This is a genomic window from Pectobacterium sp. CHL-2024, assembly GCF_044751765.1.
Taxonomy (GTDB): Bacteria; Pseudomonadota; Gammaproteobacteria; order Enterobacterales; family Enterobacteriaceae; genus Pectobacterium; species Pectobacterium brasiliense.
This window is the reverse complement of sequence record NZ_JBIXKO010000017.1, coordinates 1-19,797: the sequence shown is the minus strand read 5'-3', so window position 1 is coordinate 19,797 and position 19,797 is coordinate 1. Positions and strand designations below refer to the sequence as shown.

The 19,797-nt window shown below is 53.4% G+C and carries 17 protein-coding genes; 6 read left to right on the top strand and 11 right to left on the bottom strand.

The annotated features are described in order from the left end of the window. Positions 1 to 44: 44 nt before the first annotated feature. The 9 genes from dam to pilM all read right to left on the bottom strand — a co-directional run bounded on the left by dam (position 45) and on the right by pilM (position 7,895). Positions 45 to 857, bottom strand: coding sequence for an adenine-specific DNA-methyltransferase (dam, locus tag ACIPUG_RS18395; protein WP_014916855.1), 813 nt, complete (start codon positions 855 to 857; stop codon positions 45 to 47). Positions 858 to 936: 79 nt separating this feature from the next. Continuing rightward, positions 937 to 1,953: an SPOR domain-containing protein gene (locus ACIPUG_RS18390; protein ID WP_400339622.1), complete on the bottom strand. Its 1,017-nt coding sequence runs from the start codon at positions 1,951 to 1,953 to the stop codon at positions 937 to 939. Positions 1,954 to 2,136: 183 nt separating this feature from the next. Continuing rightward, the gene (aroB, locus tag ACIPUG_RS18385) at positions 2,137 to 3,222 is read right to left on the bottom strand and encodes a 3-dehydroquinate synthase (protein WP_010277670.1); all 1,086 of its coding nucleotides are present in this window, start codon (positions 3,220 to 3,222) and stop codon (positions 2,137 to 2,139) included. Positions 3,223 to 3,273: 51 nt separating this feature from the next. Beyond that, positions 3,274 to 3,795 (bottom strand): shikimate kinase AroK, encoded by a 522-nt coding sequence (gene aroK / locus ACIPUG_RS18380; protein WP_005969451.1) that lies wholly within the window; start codon positions 3,793 to 3,795, stop codon positions 3,274 to 3,276. Between the two features lie 351 nt (positions 3,796 to 4,146). Beyond that, positions 4,147 to 5,421 carry a DNA uptake porin HofQ gene (gene hofQ, locus ACIPUG_RS18375; protein ID WP_400339620.1) on the bottom strand — a complete coding sequence of 425 codons (1,275 nt, stop codon included), beginning with the start codon at positions 5,419 to 5,421 and terminating at the stop codon, positions 4,147 to 4,149. A gap of 99 nt (positions 5,422 to 5,520) precedes the next feature. Continuing rightward, the gene (locus tag ACIPUG_RS18370; RefSeq protein WP_400339619.1) at positions 5,521 to 5,895 is read right to left on the bottom strand and encodes a HofP DNA utilization family protein; all 375 of its coding nucleotides are present in this window, start codon (positions 5,893 to 5,895) and stop codon (positions 5,521 to 5,523) included. Continuing rightward, positions 5,892 to 6,479 (bottom strand): hypothetical protein, encoded by a 588-nt coding sequence (locus ACIPUG_RS18365; RefSeq protein ID WP_400339618.1) that lies wholly within the window; start codon positions 6,477 to 6,479, stop codon positions 5,892 to 5,894. Before ACIPUG_RS18365 ends, ACIPUG_RS18370 begins: the two co-directional genes overlap by 4 nt. Then, positions 6,472 to 7,041, bottom strand: coding sequence for a PilN domain-containing protein (locus ACIPUG_RS18360; protein WP_400339615.1), 570 nt, complete (start codon positions 7,039 to 7,041; stop codon positions 6,472 to 6,474). Before ACIPUG_RS18360 ends, ACIPUG_RS18365 begins: the two co-directional genes overlap by 8 nt. A gap of 2 nt (positions 7,042 to 7,043) precedes the next feature. Then, positions 7,044 to 7,895 carry a type IV pilus biogenesis protein PilM gene (gene pilM, locus ACIPUG_RS18355; protein ID WP_400339658.1) on the bottom strand — a complete coding sequence of 284 codons (852 nt, stop codon included), beginning with the start codon at positions 7,893 to 7,895 and terminating at the stop codon, positions 7,044 to 7,046. Positions 7,896 to 8,006: 111 nt separating this feature from the next. Here pilM and mrcA point away from each other — a divergent pair, with 111 nt between their 5' ends. After that, entirely contained in the window at positions 8,007 to 10,562 is a 2,556-nt protein-coding gene (gene mrcA / locus ACIPUG_RS18350) for a peptidoglycan glycosyltransferase/peptidoglycan DD-transpeptidase MrcA (RefSeq protein WP_039529891.1), read from the top strand. A gap of 119 nt (positions 10,563 to 10,681) precedes the next feature. Here mrcA and ACIPUG_RS18345 read toward each other — a convergent pair whose 3' ends face one another. After that, positions 10,682 to 12,106 (bottom strand): nucleoside hydrolase-like domain-containing protein, encoded by a 1,425-nt coding sequence (locus ACIPUG_RS18345; RefSeq protein ID WP_400339612.1) that lies wholly within the window; start codon positions 12,104 to 12,106, stop codon positions 10,682 to 10,684. Positions 12,107 to 12,337: 231 nt separating this feature from the next. Next, positions 12,338 to 12,895 carry an ADP compounds hydrolase NudE gene (nudE, locus tag ACIPUG_RS18340; protein WP_014916864.1) on the bottom strand — a complete coding sequence of 186 codons (558 nt, stop codon included), beginning with the start codon at positions 12,893 to 12,895 and terminating at the stop codon, positions 12,338 to 12,340. A 437-nt stretch (positions 12,896 to 13,332) separates the two neighbouring features. On the opposite strand from nudE, the gene ACIPUG_RS18335 reads away from it, so the two are divergent. The 5 genes from ACIPUG_RS18335 (at position 13,333) to pckA (ending at position 19,615) form a co-directional block, all read left to right on the top strand. After that, the gene (locus ACIPUG_RS18335) at positions 13,333 to 15,480 is read left to right on the top strand and encodes an intracellular growth attenuator family protein (RefSeq protein ID WP_400339609.1); all 2,148 of its coding nucleotides are present in this window, start codon (positions 13,333 to 13,335) and stop codon (positions 15,478 to 15,480) included. Between the two features lie 117 nt (positions 15,481 to 15,597). Then, on the top strand, positions 15,598 to 16,284 hold the full coding sequence (gene yrfG, locus ACIPUG_RS18330; RefSeq protein ID WP_130633989.1) for a GMP/IMP nucleotidase: 687 nt from the start codon (positions 15,598 to 15,600) through the stop codon (positions 16,282 to 16,284). A 118-nt stretch (positions 16,285 to 16,402) separates the two neighbouring features. Continuing rightward, positions 16,403 to 16,813, top strand: coding sequence for a ribosome-associated heat shock protein Hsp15 (hslR, locus tag ACIPUG_RS18325; protein WP_010277707.1), 411 nt, complete (start codon positions 16,403 to 16,405; stop codon positions 16,811 to 16,813). A gap of 115 nt (positions 16,814 to 16,928) precedes the next feature. Further along, a complete protein-coding gene (hslO, locus tag ACIPUG_RS18320) occupies positions 16,929 to 17,798 on the top strand; it encodes an Hsp33 family molecular chaperone HslO (protein WP_010277708.1) in 870 nt (289 codons plus the stop codon). A 197-nt stretch (positions 17,799 to 17,995) separates the two neighbouring features. Then, entirely contained in the window at positions 17,996 to 19,615 is a 1,620-nt protein-coding gene (gene pckA, locus ACIPUG_RS18315) for a phosphoenolpyruvate carboxykinase (ATP) (RefSeq protein WP_400339606.1), read from the top strand. Positions 19,616 to 19,797 lie beyond the last annotated feature (182 nt).

Genomic DNA, 19,797 nt, shown 5'->3' with positions numbered 1-19,797 from the left:
ACGGCATTAACCGATTCACCGCGCTCTGTTTACCCCAAACGGTATTACCGATATAGGGCTAATAACTCGTTTACTTTACTACGCCCTAAAATATTACGGCTAATCGTTCTGCGTGCTTTAACAACATAAAGCACCGCTTCCTGATACCACTCACGAGTCAGTAACGTGTCATGATTGGAAATCAGTACCGGAATCTGGCTTTCTGCTGATAAACGGCGCGCCAATTGCGCCAAGCTCTGCTGGTCGGCACGACTGAAATTATTGGTGTGATAGGCCGTAAAATTCGCGGTCGCAGACAGCGGCGCATAAGGCGGATCGCAATAAATGACCGATCCCTTCTCTGCTTTTTCCAGCGTGTCCTGATAATGCTCACAGACGAAAGTGGCATTTTGCGCTTTGAAGGCGAACCAGCGAATTTCTTCTTCAGGAAAATAGGGCTTCTTGTAGCGCCCGAAAGGAACATTGAATTCACCGCGCATATTGTAACGGCACAGGCCGTTATAGCAGTGGCGATTCAAATAGAGAAACAGCAGCGCGCGCCGATAGGCATCGCTGCAAAGGTTAAATTCGTCACGCAGCAGATAAAACGTCTCTGACGTGTTGACCTCATCCGTAAAAAGTTTACGGGCGTCGGTAACAAACTCATCTGCATTCGATTTAACGATATTGTAGAGATTAATCAGGTCGCTATTAATATCAGCCAGTATGTAGCGATCGTATTCCGTATTCAGAAACACGGAACCCGCGCCAACAAAGGGCTCAATGAGACAGTCTCCTGCGGGTAAATAGCGACGAATTTCTTCTACCAGCGGATATTTACCACCAGCCCATTTTAAAAAAGCGCGGTTCTTCTTCATGCCGTCGTTAGTTACTCATACGTTTCAGAGCCGCGGATTGTACTCTGTGTCAGACAGCACATCAGGGCTAAAATTGGTGTTACTTATTCAAGTCCTGCTTCACCTGGCGGATCGGCTTAACCCATGGTTTTTTCGCTTGTACCTCTGCGGGCAACGCGGCAATTGCCTGTTTCGCTTCCGCAGAAGAAGCATAGACTCCGGTCACTAACACATACCAGGATTTTCCGTCTCGTTTCGTTTCATACACCCAAGAATGGGCGAGATTATGTTGTTTTGCGTAGGCTTTCAGCGTATCCGAGCGTGATGCGCTGCTCAGTTGCAACGTAAAACTGCTGGCGGGCGCATTCTGTACGGAAACGTTCTGCCCGGCCGCTGCAGGAGCCGCTTTTGCGTTAGCTGCGGGTTTGCTTGCTACTGGCGCTTTTGGCGCGCTGTTCGCAGCAGGCTTAGCGTTGCTAGCGTGTGCAGGCGTCGTGTTGTGCGTATTTTTAGCAGATGAGGCCGCAGGCGTTTTCCCCGCCGGAGCAACCGTCGCAGGTGCTGTTGGCAACGTCGAGTTTCCTGCCGCACCCTGAGAGAATTCGCTCACGCGCCCTTGCTGTTGCGACAGCGCATCAGTGATATTGCCCGGCAGCTCAATACGCTGCTGGCCTGCCACCGGCGGTTGAATCTGTGCATCCGTCGGCGTACCGGAAATCGGTGGAGCACTCAATGTCTGAGGCGACGTCGGCGTTTGAGAAGACGCCTGCCCTGACATTTGACCATGACTGGCCTCGCCGGAAACGACCGCGGGGCTTTCACTCGGAGAGGAAGGCTGCGTGCTCTGGGTCATGGAGGACGAGGAAGAGAGATCGATATTTCGCTCGCCACTCGCTTGATTCTGCGTCTGTGAGGTTTGTGGCTGAGAAGGTGCCTGCAAGGCCGATCCAATACCCACGATCAGCAACACCAGCACCACAATCCCGATGCCAATCATCAGGTGCTGTCTGGAAAGCGCGATTTTAGGTACCGCGAAGTTGCTGCTTTTCTGCTGACGAGTAGGTCGACGGTCACTGGTATCAGGCTTCAGCTCATCTTCCGGCTTGAACTCATCCATTTAACATCTCCCCACTAAAAAGCTCGAATTCACCACGCGGTCGCCAAGGCGAATCATTGAATCGTAACGCATTGTATTTTATTAACCATAACCCATCAGGGCGTGTCTGTCGTTAATACTTATCTTTCATAACTGTCAGTCTTTCATAACGGATTGTCTTTCATAACCCGATAGCATTACGCATCAGGCAAGACAATCAGCTATCGACGCCAACACCATGTCATGCGCAACGCCGCCACGAACTTCAGATTGACCGATTGCCGTTGGCAGCACCAGACGTAACTCGCCCGCCAGCACTTTCTTGTCGCGCATCATATGAGGAAGATAGGATTCAGGTGTCATTTGCGTTGGGCCGTTTACGGGTAAGCCAGCGCGAATCAGCAGAGACTTGACTCGCTCGACATCCTCAACGGAGAACTGCCCAAGGCGACGTGCCGTATGTGCAGCCATCACCATGCCTGCCGCAACCGCTTCGCCGTGAAGCCAGTTACCGTAGCCCATTTCTGCTTCAATGGCATGCCCGTAAGTATGGCCCAAGTTGAGCAGCGCACGCATACCGCTTTCGCGTTCATCTGCTGCAACCACCGCCGCTTTGATTTCACAGCAGCGTCGAATGCAGTAAGCCAGCGCGTCATGCTGTAGCGCACGCACGGCTTCAATGTTTTCTTCAAGCCAAAGAAAGAAATCGCGATCCAGAATAATGCCGTACTTGATGACTTCCGCCAGCCCGGATGACAATTCCCGTGCCGGTAAAGATTTCAGGCAGTCCAGATCGATCACAACCGATACGGGCTGGTAGAACGCCCCGATCATGTTTTTACCCAACGGGTGATTGACGGCGGTTTTACCACCGACGGAAGAATCTACCTGCGATAGCAGCGTTGTCGGCACCTGAATAAACCGGACACCACGCTGATAACTGGCCGCGGCAAAACCGGCTAAATCGCCGATGACACCGCCACCCAAGGCAACAATCGTCGTATCACGACCATGCGGTTTCGCCAACAGCGCGGTAAAAACCTGATCCAATACGGTCAGCGATTTGTGCTGCTCGCCGTCAGGTAAGATAACCTGATCGACATGCACGCCACTGTTTTCCAACACGCCACGAACGCGGTCAAGGTACAGAGGAGCCAACGTCTGGTTCGTCACCAGCATGGCCTGCTCCCCCGCTTTCAACGGCATAAAAGAAGCCGAATCATCAAATAATCCAGCGGCTATCGTAATGGGATAACTACGTTCCCCTAGTGTTACGGTAATTCTTTCCATGCGCGTTAAACAACCCGTTCAGGATCCGCTCAATGCGGATAAGGTATGCTCTTAGTTACTTTCCAGCATATTGATAATCTGGTTAGCAACGACCTTGGCACTTTGCTCGTCAGTCCGAATGGTAACGTCAGCGATTTCTTCATAAAGCGGGTTCCGCTCTTTCGCCAACGCTTCCAATACTTCACGTGGAGGGGTTTCAACCTGAAGTAACGGACGCTTCTTGTCACGCTGCGTGCGGGCAAGCTGTTTCTCGATTGTCGTTTCCAAATAAACGACAACGCCGCGCGCGGAAAGACGATTGCGCGTCTCACGTGATTTGACTGAGCCACCGCCTGTCGCCAGTACGATGCCTTGCTTTTCCGTCAATTCATTAATGACTTTCTCTTCACGATCGCGGAAGCCTTCTTCGCCTTCCACATCGAATACCCAGCCCACATCAGCCCCAGTGCGTCGCTCAATTTCTTGATCGGAGTCGAAAAACTCCATATTGAGTTGCTGAGCTAACTGACGGCCAATAGTGCTTTTGCCGGCACCCATAGGCCCAACCAGAAAGATATTGCGTTTCTCTGCCATGTTTTTTGGTATTACTAAGACAATTCGTTAATGATAACCCGCCCCGCCAATCAACCCAGCGGCGGGACCTAAACTGAAACCTCATGAGCGATAGTGCGAGAATCAGACAAAAAATTATCTCAAGACTCAGGGTAGTTTGGCAACCGAATAAAATGTCACACCGACCACAGGGGGTCAATGTAGTATGTTTTATCGACATTTTCGGTGGAACAACACTTCAGTGCTCAATTCGCTAACCCTTGTAAGCTAAATCCGCCGCAGCGTCAAACTCATAAGCGACGAACGTGACAAAATATTGCGCCCAATCCGAAAAAAAAACACCGCATGACATCAGAGCCCGCCTGAGTTTGCTCACGATGATGCGGGTATCAGCGTCGGCGTAATGAAAATGACCAATTCTCGCCGCGTATGCTGCTGAGTATGGTTTCTGAACAGATGACCAAATACGGGAACCTCGCCCAATATGGGGACCTGTCTGTCGCTGTTCTTTTTTTGCTGCTGGAAAATACCGCCTAAAACGATGGTTTCTCCATCAGCGACCGTCACCTGGGTTTGGATTTCCTGTTTATCGATCGCTAATGCTTCGCCATTATCGCCCTGCTTAATCGTCTGCCCCGGCATGTTTTGGCTGATTTTCAGGTTCAGAGTAATCCGTCCGGCACGCAGAATGTCGGGTGTAACTTCCATCCCTAATACCGCCTCCTTGAACTCGATAGACGTCGATCCGCTGGCACCGCTGGAGACCTGATACGGAATTTCCGTGCCTTGTTTAATACTGGCGGTCTGCTGGTGCGCGGTAAACAAGCGAGGGCTGGCGATAATCTCGACCTGACTTTCCTGTTCCAGCGCCATTAATTCCAGGTCCAGCAGGCGACCATTCAAGCGCGCCAAATGGAATCCGGCATTGATCGCGGGCGCATCGACTGGCAGGCCAACGTTAAAATTATTCAGCCTGAGCGCCTTGCTCGCCGCGTTCCCTTCACCCAGTCCCCAATTCACGCCCAGCGCCTGCAGGTGCTCGCTACTGATGGTGACGATATGCGCCGCCAGTTGTACCTGCGCTAGTGGCAGATCGAGCTCTTTCACCCACGGTTCGAGCTGTGCCAGAGCCTCTTCCGTATCGCGAATCAATAAAGTGTTCGTCCGCTTATCCACGGTTACGCTGCCACGCGTAGAGAGTAGCGTTCCACGCTGAGCCTGAACGCTGGCCGCCACTTCCGCCGCATCAGCATATTGCAATGCAACAGAGATATTATGCAGCGGCAATTTCTGCGCCTGCTCCGCCGCCTGTTCGTCTCGTTCTTTCTGTAAGGATTCAAGGTGCCCAGCAGGGAAAACCATCAGCACGTTACCGTTCCGCTCGACGCTGAGCTTCCCCATACGTAGAACAATATCCAATGCCTGCTGCCAGGGAATATCAGCCAGCCTCAGGCTAAGATTCCCCGTCACGCCCGGAGCGATCACCACATTGAGCTGTTGGTGATCGGCTAACGCCTGTAGCACCCGAGGTATCGGTGAATCTTCAAACGCCATCGATACCGAACTTTCCGCACTGGCCTGAAACGGCGCGGCGAGAAGAAGTAACCCGCTCCACACCACCACCCGACATAACATCCTCATATTCATAACCTTCCTTGTTATCGCGATACGCTGTTGCCAGCACTGTTTTCAAAAAACGGTTGTCCAAAGACGGCGTTCAAAATACGTACGTCAGGCAGACTGCATCTATTCCATTGGCTTAGTGATAAACGGAGAAATCAGCAGCAGATTCTCTGGCAGACCGTCACAGCCTGCCTCATGCGCTATCGGGACAAGTTTGGCCCCTGATTTATCCAGTTGACTGACCACCCAATTCCCCGGAGGGATCGTCTCGCCGCGTGTCAGCCTGAGCCAACCAGCCTCCGGCTGCGCTAACCAGCCAGTCCAACGGTCGCCAGAACCAATCACGCCTTTTAGCTGCCACGCTGGCAGTGTCGCTGAGGGCAGACAGCGTGAAGCAGCCAGAGGCTGGAAAGGGTCGATACGTTCTGCGTGATTTTCCGCTTGCACGCTATGGGGTAAGAGCAATATCAATGCGATACAACGTGTTATGTGGCTCATGGCGACATCTCCGGCCTGATTAGCGATAGCTCAACCTGCAACCGTGGTATTTCTGTTGACTGCTCCGCTGGAGCGCCATCAGGCTTTACGGTCAGTTGCGTTATTCGCAGCACATAAGGTAATGCCGTCAGCGCACGAAGCACCTGCAATACGCCCGTGTAATTCGCGCTAAATGCCAATTGCCAACGTTCCTGATGGGGTGCTCCCGCATGAGGCGGAGCAGGCTGCCAGGATAGAAGCGACGCCCCCGCCAGCGACAGCGGCTCAACGATAAGCTGTGCCAGCCTGTCAGGCTGAAAGGGATCGTCTTGCGCGGTTTTCTCCGCTAATTGCGTGCGTAGCACCGAGAGCAGCGGCATCGCATCGAGCTTTTGCTGGAGTTCCCCTATATCCAGACGCGCCTGAACAGTTTGCTCTTCTATGCCAATCACCGCCTGCCGTACTTCACCGATGAGGAACCAGCCTGCTAACAGCCCAGCAGCAGCGACAAACGCCAATTGAAGCGCTAGCTGCTGCCAAAGCGGTTTATTCACTAGCCCAGGCCGATTAAGTACGACGGCAGTCACGATCGCTTGATTAATCATGGTCTTCCCCCGGTAAGGAAACACCCGTATCGCGCCAGTTGGTCTGAAAGGAAAAGCGCAACGGGGTATTCACACCACGCTCTCGGGACGTATGCAGCAACTGCACACGCTCGACGGAAACATGACGTGATAACGCGTGCTGTAGCGTAATGATATCGTGATAGTTTTCACTTACACCGGACAGCAGCAGATGCGATCCGCGGTCAGCAATTTCCGTCAGCCACAGACGCGCGGGAACCATGCCAGCAAGCTGATCTAACAGATGGAGGTTACGACGATTGTCGTGCTGGACTATCGTCTCGACACGCTCCTGTTCCAGATAGCGACGCAGCGCTTCTCGCGCCTGATGCGTTTGTTGATACTGCACCGTCAGTTGCTGCTGTTGAGCCAGCACCGCATTGAGTTCATCCTGCGCGCGTTGCTGTCTGTTTTGCCAAAGCAGATAGCTCGCCGCAATAAGGCATAGCATCAACCCCGTCTGTAGCCACAGCAGCCCTAACCAACGACGTGCCCGCTGACGCATCCGAGTGTTGCGCCAGGGTAAAAGATTAATCAGCAACATAGTCAGGCATCCTCAGGACGCAATGCCAATCCACCCGCAATCGCAAAAGCCGAGGGGCAACTCGGCAGCGGCGGCTGCATATGGTTAAACACCGTTAACGGCGACCACGGCTGTAATACGTCGGTCTGTTGGCTGGGTAAATCGGGCGAGACGCTAGAGTAATAGGCTATGTCATCGACATCATTCTGATAGCGAGTGCTTACAACCGATAAGATATCAGCCTCGCCATTCAGCTCATCAAGGAGTATCACGCCCGAGTGAAAAGCATGGTTCAACGGGGAAACCCACAGCCAGCCATCCAACAAGCGATGCAGCAACAGACGGTGAGTTTCAAGCCCGGCCCGCTGCGCCATCGCCCGAAGCGCACAGGTTGAAACCTCAAGCACATCGGGGTGTAGCCCCGCGCTATTCAGGCATGCCAGCCAGTTATCGACCTCCTGTCGGCGCGCGGCCGTCACCAGCAGCGAACCCCGCATCTGCGGATCTTCTCGATAGTCTATCGCCAGCGATTCGCTGCTGATCGGTAGCTTACGAGCCGCCATAGTTTCGATGTAGAGACTACGCTCCGGCTCCTGTAAACGCGGGTCGGGCATCGGTAAATGCTGCTGTAAAATCAACTGAGCAGGGAACCCTACCCGTAGCGAAATGTGTCCAGGCAGTAAACGACGCCATGTTCGCAAGGCCTCACAAAGTGCCTCAGTATGGTGTAGACTACCCGTGCGCAAGGTGTCGTCTGGTAGCGGATATTGCCACCAGTGACGAAGCTGCCAGCCATCGCGGCGGCGCTGAACCGCCAGCGCACGCATGAAGCCGTTTTGTATATCAACGCCAACCCGCCAGATGTGATAACCCATGTTCAACCCGATTTCCTTATCCAATAAACATATCCACAGTGCTGGCTTACCTTTATACTAGCGCCCGGTTGTTTATAAACTGTCCAAACGCTACTGAATGGAAAATCCCAGGTGAAGTTCGTAAAGTATCTACTCATCCTTGCAGTCTCTTGCATTCTGCTGGGAGCTGCCTCGATATACGGTTTATACCGTTATATCGAACCCCAACTGCCCGATGTCGCCACGCTGAAAGACGTTCGGCTGCAAACGCCTATGCAGGTTTACAGCGCCGATGGCGAACTGATCGCTCAGTTTGGTGAAAAACGCCGTATCCCACTCAAGCTGGATCAGGTTCCCCCGGAGTTGGTACACGCTTTCATCGCGACCGAAGACAGCCGCTTCTATGATCACCACGGTGTCGATCCCGTCGGGATCATCCGCGCCGCGTCTATCGCACTCACATCGGGTCACGCCTCTCAAGGGGCGAGTACCATTACGCAACAGCTCGCCAGGAACTTCTTCCTGAGCCCGGAACGCACCCTGATTCGTAAGATCAAGGAAGTGTTTCTGGCTATCCGTATTGAGCAGTTGCTGACCAAGGATGAAATCCTTGAGCTTTATCTGAACAAGATTTACCTCGGCTATCGCGCTTATGGCGTTGGCGCGGCGGCACAGGTTTACTTTGGCCGCCCTGTTGACCAGTTGACGCTGAGCGAAATGGCGATGATCGCCGGTCTGCCGAAGGCACCATCGACGTTCAACCCGCTCTATTCCTACGACCGTGCCGTTGCCCGTCGCAACGTCGTCCTTGCACGTATGAAGGATGAAAACTACATCACGCAGTCGCAATACGATGCGGCACGTAACGAAAAGCTGGTCGCGAATTATCACGCACCGGATATTTCGTTCTCCGCCCCGTATGTCGCAGAAATGGCACGACAGGAGATGGTCAAACGCTACGGCGAAGATGCTTATAACGACGGTTATAAGGTCTACACGACGGTCACCAAAAAATTGCAAACCGCCGCACAGGATGCGCTGCGTAATAACATCCTCGCCTATGACATGCGCCACGGTTACCGCGGCCCGAGCAAAGTGCTCTGGAAGGTAGGCGAAGGCGTCTGGGATCAGGCGAAGATGATTGCCGCCCTGAAAGCGTTGCCGGTCTACGGCCCGCTCTATCCGGCCATCGTCACCAGCACTACGGCTGACAACGCGATTGCGATCCTGTCTGACGGCAGCAACATTGCCCTGCCGATGGCGGGCATGCGCTGGGCACGTGCATACCGTTCCGATACGCAGCAAGGGCCAACACCGAAGCGCGTCACGGACGTGGTACAGGCAGGTCAGCAGGTCTGGGTGCGTAAAGTGAATGATGACTGGTGGCTGGCACAGGTGCCGGACGTCAACTCTGCCATCGTCTCGCTTAACCCGAAAAACGGGGCGATTGAAGCGCTGGTTGGCGGTTTTGACTTTAACCAAAGCAAATTCAACCGTGCGACGCAGGCACTGCGTCAGATTGGTTCCAACATCAAACCGTTCCTGTATACCGCTGCGATGGACAAAGGTTTAACGCTGGCAACGATTCTGAACGACGTACCGATCACCCGTTGGGATGCCGGTGCAGGCTCTGACTGGCGGCCGAAAAACTCACCGGCAACCTACGATGGTCCGATCCGTTTGCGTCAGGGGCTGGGTCAATCCAAAAACGTGGTGATGGTGCGTGCCATGCGTGCGATGGGCGTGGACTATGCCGCGGATTACCTGCAACGCTTCGGTTTCCCGGCGCAGAATATCGTCCATACCGAATCGCTGGCACTGGGTGCCGCCTCATTTACGCCGCTACAGGTCGTACGTGGCTATGCCGTCATGGCAAACGGCGGCTATCTGGTCGACCCTTATCTGATTAGTAAGATAGAGAGCGAAGCAGGTGGTACGGTGTTTACCGCGACGCCGAAAGTGGTCTGTGATACCTGTAACCTACCGCTGGTTTACGGTGAAACGCCACGTTCTCCAGTGTTAGCGACCACTAACGTTGAAGATGTTGCCACATCAAACGAAGCGCCGCCGGTAGGCCTGCCACAGCCGGAACTGGAACCTGTTACGCCAGAAGCCGCACAGCAAAGCGCTGCACAGCCTTATGCACCGCACGTGATCAACACGCCGTTGGCGTTCCTGATTAAAGACGCGCTGAACAGCAACGTCTTCGGCGAACCGGGCTGGATGGGAACGGGCTGGCGTGCGGGCCGTGATTTGAAACGTCGTGATATCGGCGGTAAAACCGGTACCACGAACAGTTCCAAGGATGCCTGGTTCTCCGGCTATGGCCCGAATCTGGTGACCTCAGTCTGGATTGGCTTCGACGATCACCGTCGCGATCTGGGTGCCAGCAGCGCATCTGGCGTCATCAAAGATCAGATCTCCGGTTATGAAGGCGGTGCGAAATCAGCACAGCCTGCGTGGGATGATTTCATGAAAGCCGCGCTGGATGGCGTACCGGAGCAACCGCTGACGCCGCCGCCTGGCATCGTCAGTGTGGTCATTGACCGCAGCAGCGGCAAGCTGTCCAACGGTGGCGGGAATAGCCGTTCCGAGTACTTCATTGATGGAACGCAGCCGAAAGAATACGAAGTGCATGAAGTCGGCACCACGTTGATGGATAACGGACAAAGCGAAGAACTTTTCTAATATCCGGCATCACATTATTGATGGCCTTCCTGACGGAAGGCCATTTTTTATGGCGCGCTCAGCGCGATTGCCTGTTTGTGGCGCTGTCAGCAATCAATCTCTTAGCCTTTCACAGCACATCACTTCGGCATCACGGTGACAATCGCCCGACGATAGGAAAACAGGTTCGGCGTTCCCTCATCTTTCGCCTGCAAAATGATATGGAAAGGCGTCGGTACTTTAACGTCTGGGGCGACAAACTGCGTTTGCATGCCTGACTCGTTGGCCAACTTCACCTCTGGTGCAAAATGTACGCCTATCGCGGTGGCCGTGGGTTCCTTATATTGCCACCAGGTATAATTCACCTTGGCGCCATCGCGGTCGTGCGAACCATCGGCGGACAGCGTCACCGTCTCACCCGATTTCACACTAAACGTCACAATAGAACGCCCAGCCTGGCCATTCAGTACAAGGTCAGGATTATGGTTAGCCTTGCTACTCTCCTTCGGCAGCGTCCAGTCCATACGGGCGGCAAAATCATTCTGGAATGCGTCACGCCAGCGCCAGATCGTGGCCGATGCGGTACGGTACATTTTGCCATTTTTACTCATGACCTGATCGGAGGTGCTGACACGCAGCCCGCTGGCGTCGCCCGGTACGATGGGCGCATAGCGTCCTCCCCAACTGCCGTATTCCGCGTGTTCTGGATCGCCAAGCCCGTTTTGGATCAGGTAGAGGAATGAAGGCGTGTCACCTTCCATCGTATATTCAATCGCAGGATAGACCGCACCGAGCGGGCCTTTGCTACGGATATGTTTGCTCAGCCATTCGTTATTCACCTGACTCATGTCGCTACCTTCGGCAAACGACGAGGACATGCCAATCCAGGTGGAGATAAAGTAATCATTCCAGGCGTGGATACTGGTGATGTAACGCAGCGTCGGGAAATTCGCCCGAATCCAGGCACCGGTATTATCCTGATCGGAGATCGCGTACACGCGAATCTTACTGACAAACGTTGCTACCTGATCCGGCGTGCGGGTAGCGCGTACGTCATGGAGAGCCTGCGCTAAATCTACCGCACCGCCCCATACCGTGATCCACAGCGGGCGCGCATCCTGTTTGTCCACCGCCTGAATAATCAACCGAGAGGCCTCCGTCGCGTTATTCTCACCCACGACGTCCATGCCAAATCCGGCACGGCCAGATCTGACAACCTGACGCAACTCCTCCGCAGACGGGTAACCGGACGCATGCTGGCGCAGGTTAGGCAACACCTTTTCGTACGCATCAAGGCGCTGCATGATCATCTCTGGGTTGACCTTATCCCTCAGCCAGGTTGAGGTGGTTGCCACAATTCCCTCAACATCGAATTCATTACTGTAGAGCAGGAAACGAACCAAAGACTGCGAATCATCCGGCTCATTGCCAATGTCCGTCAGGATAAGTATTCGGGTTTTCTCCGGCACAGCTTCCGCCGCCTGCCCCAGTGCAGGCAATAGCAGCGTGCTCACCAGCGCCAGTAACATCAACGGCGCACGTATGATCCCCTTAGGTATGTTCATCTTATCTCCTTCTTTCGTCGGTGTTGTTTTACACATTTATCAGGGCTGAAAAACAAAAAAACCCGCCGTGAATAGCAGGTTTTGCTATCCACGGCAGGTTCGCCTTCATTTATCAGTCACGCCCTGTGCAGACGTTATAGACGCCTGCACCTGTCACGACAACGAATGAAAAAAGGATGTGTGACCAACCTCACCGGAAAAGACGTACGCTCTCCGTTATGTCACAGGAAATTAGCGAGGTGTGCGGCGCAGCCAGTCGTGGGCCAGAAACAGCGCGCTGACATTACGCGCTTCGCGGAAATCAGGCTCTTGCAGCAACGACATCATGTTATCTATCGGCCAGCGGACTTGCGGCATCGGCTCCGGCTCATCGCCTTCCAGACTCTGCGGATACAGCCCACGCGCCACAACGATATTCATCTGGCTGGAAAAATAGGAGGGGGCCATCGTTAACGTCGCCAGCAACTCCAGCTTTTCCGCTCCAAAACCGACTTCTTCCATTAGCTCGCGGTTAGCGGCTTCGAAAACCGTTTCGCCGGGATCGATCAGCCCTTTGGGAAAGCCCAGTTCGTATTCTTCAATGCCGACGGCGTATTCACGGATCAACAGCAGTTCATCATCAATGATCGGGACAATCATCACCGCCTGTCGGCCACTTGGGCGCATCCGTTCATAAACCCGACGTACCCCGTTGCTAAATTCAAGATCGACGGATTCCACATTGAACAGGCGCGAATGCGCTACCGTTTCTACCTTGAGGATTTTAGGTTTTTTCAGGTTATGACTCATTGATGCCCCCCAGAGAGTTACGACCAGAACGGCACCTTAGCCCAACGCGCATGAGAGACTGCGTTTATCGCAGCCTGAATATGCCATGCTGTTGAATAAGAAGAGATCGTAAATATGCTTTTTTGATTCTGTTCACATTGTGCGTTAACAGTCACCTTCGCTGCAACTATCGTGACGATGAATTTACGTGTGGGCAACATGAAGGATACATCCTGTATGAGAAACCACCAGAAAAAGTCAATAACTTAAAAAAAATAGGAATATCCTCATTCAAGAGGCGTTTTTTGCTTGTTACTATCATCACCTTATGCGATTAATTCCATTCACAATTACGTTATTAATCTAAGAAAACAATGCCATACGGGTTATCATCGATTGTATAATTTTGTTAAACTCCGACGAGAACAAGGAGCATCGCGTTTTGGAATGGAGATGAGATGAGCACAATATTTACCCTATTGGCGATATTGCTTGCCTGTCTGATCGCTGTCGGAGGTCTTATCGCCTACCGTATGCGACACCGTTTCTTCTCAGCTCCGCCGTTACCCGTTTCGCAATCGCTTCCCCGACGGTTAACTGAAGACGAACGGATCGCGATTGAGCGTTATCTGGCTCAGGAAAACAGCCAGCAAACCACGCCGCTTGATACGCCCAACGAGCAGCCAAAACTGCCGCGTTCCCTGCAAAGTAATCGGGTTTACCCCATCACCCATACGATTACACGCTATGGCCTGAGCACTGATGCTCAGAATAAGTGGCGCTACTATATTGATACGCAAGAAGTCCATCTGCCGCCCAGTTGGGAACCGTTCATTACCGAAAATAACACCGTCGAGCTGATTAAGACGCGCTCGATCCCGCTGGTTATTTCCTTGAACGGACACTCACTAACCGAGTGTCTCGACGATCGTCCACTCGCCCCACTGCCGAGCGAAGTCCCTGTCCCGAACGCCTCCATCCGCCAGGAAGGGAGTGAGCATGCCGAGTTGGTCACTATCCGTAAGGAAACACGTGAAGAACACGCCATGCACCACTCTGGGGGCTTGAAGGAAACCGCCGTGCTCTGCGTGTCTTTTCTGCTTTTGTTCATCAGTCTGAATAGCCCTATCGCCCTGCTCCCCTGGCTGATCGGTACCGCATCATTATTAGCAGGCTGGAGCCTGTGGCAGCTTTTCCGCTCGCCGTCCGCTCAGGAGCTGCGCGATGTGCACTGCCTTCACGGCACGCCGCAAGGCTTGGGTCTGTTTGGCGAATCCAATCAGGGGCCACTCGGTAATATCTCGCTCGGTAATATCGATCTGATTTACCCGCCTCACTGGCAGCCCTATATCACGCAGGATCTCGGGCGAAAAACAGATGTCGATATCTATCTCAACCGACAGGTGATCCGTCAGGGAGAGCACCTGTCGCTGCATGATGAAGTGAAACATTTCCCACTACAGCGCTGGGGCAGGAATCTGCTGCTGGCCGCTGGTTCACTGCTCAGCCTGATTTTGCTCGTCACTAACGTACAGCTTGAACTGCCGCTCAAGCTCAGTCTAGCCTGGCTTCAAGGTGCGCAGCGCATTCAGGTCACGCAGGTCAGCGATCTGGAAACCACTCAGCTCCGCATTGGCGACACGCTGGCGGTACGTGGCAACGGCATGTGCTATGTGCCCGCAGGCATTCATCCCGTTTCCGCACCGTCTTCCTATGCGTTCAGCCCTTTTGACTGCTCCGCTATTTACTGGAATAAAGCGGCGCCGCTGCCATTACCGGAATCCGAGACGATTGAAAAAGCCTCTGCCTTACTGAAATCCGTCAACAGCCAGCTCCATCCGCAAGCGGAAAAAGAAGGGCAGGTTAACTCTCAGTTAGCGTCTACGATCCAGAAATCAGGGCTGATTCTGATGAAAAACTTCGCTGAAGTTGTTCTGAGAACACAAGATTTGTGTAAACAGGAAAACGATTGCTCCCGCCTGAAAAATGCGCTGGTGAATCTGAGCGACGTCAAAAACTGGAATACGCTGGTAAAAGACGCCAACTCCGGCACGCTGAAGGGTATGAATGTGGTGCTGCCTGCCGTCAGCGCAGAAACGCTGGAATCCTTGGTCAACAGTTCTACCGATCAATTCTTTTATCAGGAAATCAATAACGCGGCAGATTCACTGAACAGTCCGCCGCCCGGTGGATTCCTGATTCGCAGCGACGAAGGCCGACAGTTCGTTAACCATCCGCTTCCTCCGATGCCGCTGAATGAATATCGTCCATCGGACCAGTGGCAGGAACTCCAGCGGCTTTCCGCGATGCTGTTGCATACACCGTTTAATGCCACGGGTGTGATCACGCAGCTGAATACCGATGCCAACGGAACCCAGCACATCAACCTGCACAGCGAACCTGACGTGATTACCGTCTGGCGCTATCTCGGCACGTGTCTGCTGCTGCTGCTCTTTTCTGCAACGTTTATCGTTAATGCGGTTTTGACCGGGATTAAGATGCGTAAAAGCCAGAAGCGAGTGACCGATATTCAGCGCTATTACGCCTCACGGTTCAATATGATGACGAATTCGTTCCCGGACAATCGCCCACAGCTTCCCCGCTAACGGCATCGTGCCCGCTCTGTGGTTATGCTAACCTAGCGGCCGTCACTCTTGTCACAATTGCATTGCGCGTCTTCTGCTGCATCACCCCTATAGCACGACGCGACATCTGGAGTCGTTATGAATCCCCACGTTAACTGGCACGACATCGACACCGTGATACTGGATATGGATGGCACGCTGCTCGATCTGGCGTTTGACAGCTATTTCTGGCTTCAACTGGTGCCGCAGTCGCTCAGTGAAAAACGTCGCATCAGCCTTGAACAGGCGCACCAGCTTATCGAACAGGAATACCGGGCCGTTCAGCACACGCTAAACTGGTACTGTTTCGATTACTGGTCAGAACGTCTCGATCTGGATATCTATCAAATGACGACGGATATCGGCACGCGAGCCCGATTGCGCGATGACACGACGCCGTTTTTAGCGGCGCTGCGCGAATGCGGTAAAGAGACGATTCTGCTGACCAACGCCCATCCACACAGTCTGGCGGTAAAAATCGAACACACCGGGCTGGATCAGCACCTTGATTTATTACTTTCCACCCATACTTATGGGTATCCGAAAGAGAATCAGCGCTTGTGGCAGGCCGTACAGCAGCAGACTGGCTTCAACCCCGCCAGAACGTTATTCGTGGATGACAGCGAACCGATTCTGGATGCCGCGAAAACGTTCGGTATCCATTACTGTCTGGGCGTGCGTAATCCCGATTCCGGCCAGCAGGAAAAGGCATTCCTGCAACATCCGTCAATGAACGACTACCTTGCGCTGCTACCAGCCCTGCGCCACTCCGTTAACGCAGGGTAATGCAGGTGGCCTGAGGGGGAAACACGGAGATGAGGTTCCCGCAGGGATGCCTCGCGCCGTGGTCGCCCCCAGTAACGCGATCCTTAAACGATCGGCATTAGGGTAATCAGGGGGATTTATGGTGAAAGCTACCGAACAGGCCGACGACGCCGTTCGTCTGGACAAATGGCTTTGGGCCGCCCGTTTCTATAAAACCCGGGCGATAGCTCGCGAAATGATCGACGGCGGCAAAGTGCACTATAACGGGCAACGCGGTAAGCCGAGCAAACAGGTCGAACTGAATGCCGAGATCAAACTGCGTCAGGGCAATGATGAACGCACCGTGGTCATTTTAGCCGTCAGCGGCCAGCGCAGAAGCGCGACAGAGGCGCAGGCGCTGTATCAGGAAACAGCCGCAAGCATTGAGAAACGAGAAAAGCTGGCACAGGCGCGGAAAATGAATGCGCTGACGATGCCACACCCCGATCGCCGCCCTGATAAAAAAGAGCGACGCGATCTGATTAAATTTAAATACAGCGATCAGGAATAACGCTCCGCTCTTCATTTGTTGGTCATCAAACTGCTGACAATAGAGAGAAGACCCAGCGATTGCCGCACCACTCATCGCCGCACGACTCATCTCCGCACAACGACGAGAAAATATTATGGCTCATGACCAACTACATCGTTATCTGTTTGAAAATTATGCCGTTCGTGGCGAGTTGGTGACAGTTAACGAAACGTATCAACGTATTTTGACCAACCACGACTACCCAGCTGCGGTACAAACGCTACTAGGTGAAATGCTGGTTGCCACCAGCCTGTTAACGGCCACGCTGAAATTCAGCGGCGATATTACCGTTCAGCTTCAGGGCGATGGCCCACTGAAACTGGCGGTGATTAATGGTAATCACCAGCAGCAGATGCGCGGCGTTGCCCGTCTGCAAGGGGATATCGCTCCGGGGAGTTCGCTGAAAGAAATGGTCGGCAATGGCTATCTGGTCATTACCATTACGCCGACTGATGGCGAGCGTTATCAGGGCGTCGTCGGTTTAGAAGGTGAAACCGTGGCCGAATGTCTGGAGAGCTATTTCCAGCAGTCCGAACAGTTGCCGACACGGCTGTTTATCCGCACTGGTCAACACGACGGGAAGCAGGCAGCCGCAGGCATGCTGCTTCAGGTGTTGCCCGCACAGGATGCCGACCGTAATGATTTTGATCATCTGGCACAGCTCACCACGACGGTTAAAGCCGACGAGCTGTTTACCCTGCCTGCTACCGAGGTGCTGTACCGCCTTTATCATCAGGAAGAAGTCACCGTGTATGAGCCGCAGGATGTCGAGTTCCGCTGTCACTGTTCGCGCGATCGTTGCGCAGATGCATTAATGACGCTGTCCGATCAGGAAGTGAACGAGATGATCGAGCAGGACGGTGAAATCGATATGCACTGTGATTATTGCGGTACGCACTACCTGTTTAATTCGCTGGACATCCGCGCCATACGGCAGGATTCATCAGGAAATCTGTTGCATTAATCTTTTTAACGGGTACGACAGTACCCGTTTTATTTTGCTTATTTTCCCATCTGTCAACCGACGTGATTATTTTTCAAACACCCTAAATAAGCAAAGTTATTAATGAATTTATTTAATTTTATGATTGCTATCGCGGTTAAAATAAGCTCACTCCCTACAATGTTTAGTAGTACGACTATAACTTGAGGAGTAGCAACATGCTGATCAACGGTCTTACCCCGCAAGCCCTGACGGCTTATGGAATCCACGATGTCCGCGATATTGTCTACAATCCCAGCTATGAACTGCTTTTTGAAGAAGAACGCTCCCCTACCCTACAAGGCTATGAACGCGGCATCGAAACCCAACTGGGTGCGGTAGCCGTCGATACCGGCATCTTTACCGGCCGTTCCCCGAAAGACAAATACATCGTGCGCGATGACGTCACACGCGACACCGTGTGGTGGTCCGATCAAGGCAAAGGTAAGAACGATAACCACCCGCTGAGCCAGGAAACCTGGACACACCTGAAGCAACTGGTCACGACACAGCTGTCCGGCAAGCGGTTGTTCATCATCGATGCCTTCTGCGGTGCTAACCCAGACAGCCGTCTCAGCGTACGCTTCGTCACGGAAGTGGCGTGGCAGGCGCATTTCGTCAAAAACATGTTTATCCGCCCGAGTGATGAAGAACTGGAAGGCTTTGAGCCGGATTTCATCGTGATGAACGGCGCAAAATGCACCAACCCTAACTGGCAGGAACAGGGGCTGAACTCCGAAAACTTTGTCGCGTTCAACCTGACAGAACGCATCCAGCTGATTGGCGGCACCTGGTACGGCGGCGAAATGAAGAAAGGGATGTTCTCCATCATGAACTACCTGCTGCCGCTGAAAGGCATCGCTTCCATGCACTGTTCGGCAAACGTCGGCGAAAAAGGTGATGTGGCGGTCTTCTTTGGCCTGTCCGGTACGGGCAAAACCACGCTGTCCACCGATCCGAAACGCCAGCTGATTGGCGATGACGAGCACGGCTGGGACGACGACGGCGTCTTCAACTTTGAAGGCGGCTGCTATGCCAAAACCATCAAGCTGTCTAAGGAAGCAGAGCCGGATATCTACGGTGCCATCAAACGCGATGCGCTGCTGGAGAACGTCACCGTGCTGGCAGACGGCACAGTGGACTTCAACGACGGTTCCAAAACCGAGAACACCCGCGTCTCCTATCCGATCTACCACATTCAGAATATCGTTAAACCGGTCTCCAAAGCGGGCCATGCAACGAAAGTGATCTTCCTGACGGCGGACGCGTTCGGCGTGTTGCCACCAGTTTCTCGCCTGACGTCCGATCAAACGCAGTATCACTTCCTGTCCGGCTTTACCGCCAAACTGGCAGGAACCGAGCGCGGCGTGACGGAACCGACACCGACCTTCTCCGCCTGCTTCGGTGCAGCCTTCCTGATGCTGCACCCGACGCAGTACGCTGAAGTGCTGGTGAAACGCATGAAGGCGGCTGGCGCACAGGCCTATCTGGTGAACACGGGCTGGAACGGCAGCGGCAAACGTATCTCCATTAAGGATACGCGCGGGATTATTGATGCCATTCTGAACGGCAGTATTGATGATGCAGAAATGCAGACGCTGCCTGTCTTCGATTTGGCGATTCCGACCTCGCTGCCTGGCGTCAATCCTGACATTCTCGACCCGCGTGATACCTATGCCAGCGTCGAACAATGGCAGGAAAAAGCGGACGATTTGGCACAGCGCTTTATCACCAACTTCGATAAGTACACCGATGCGCCGGCAGGCGCAGCGCTGGTCAAAGCAGGACCGAAGCGGTAACGACAGATAAGAAAATCATTACGAAAAAGGCGCGGAATCCGCGCCTTCAGATCGTTGACAACCTATTTGCCGAATGAAAACGGGAGTAACGGAATAGAAGAGTAAAGCGTTTGCGCCATGGATAATGAGATGGACGCTCCATCTTAACGGCATCAGATGTGCCAGAGTATGAGTGTCAAATC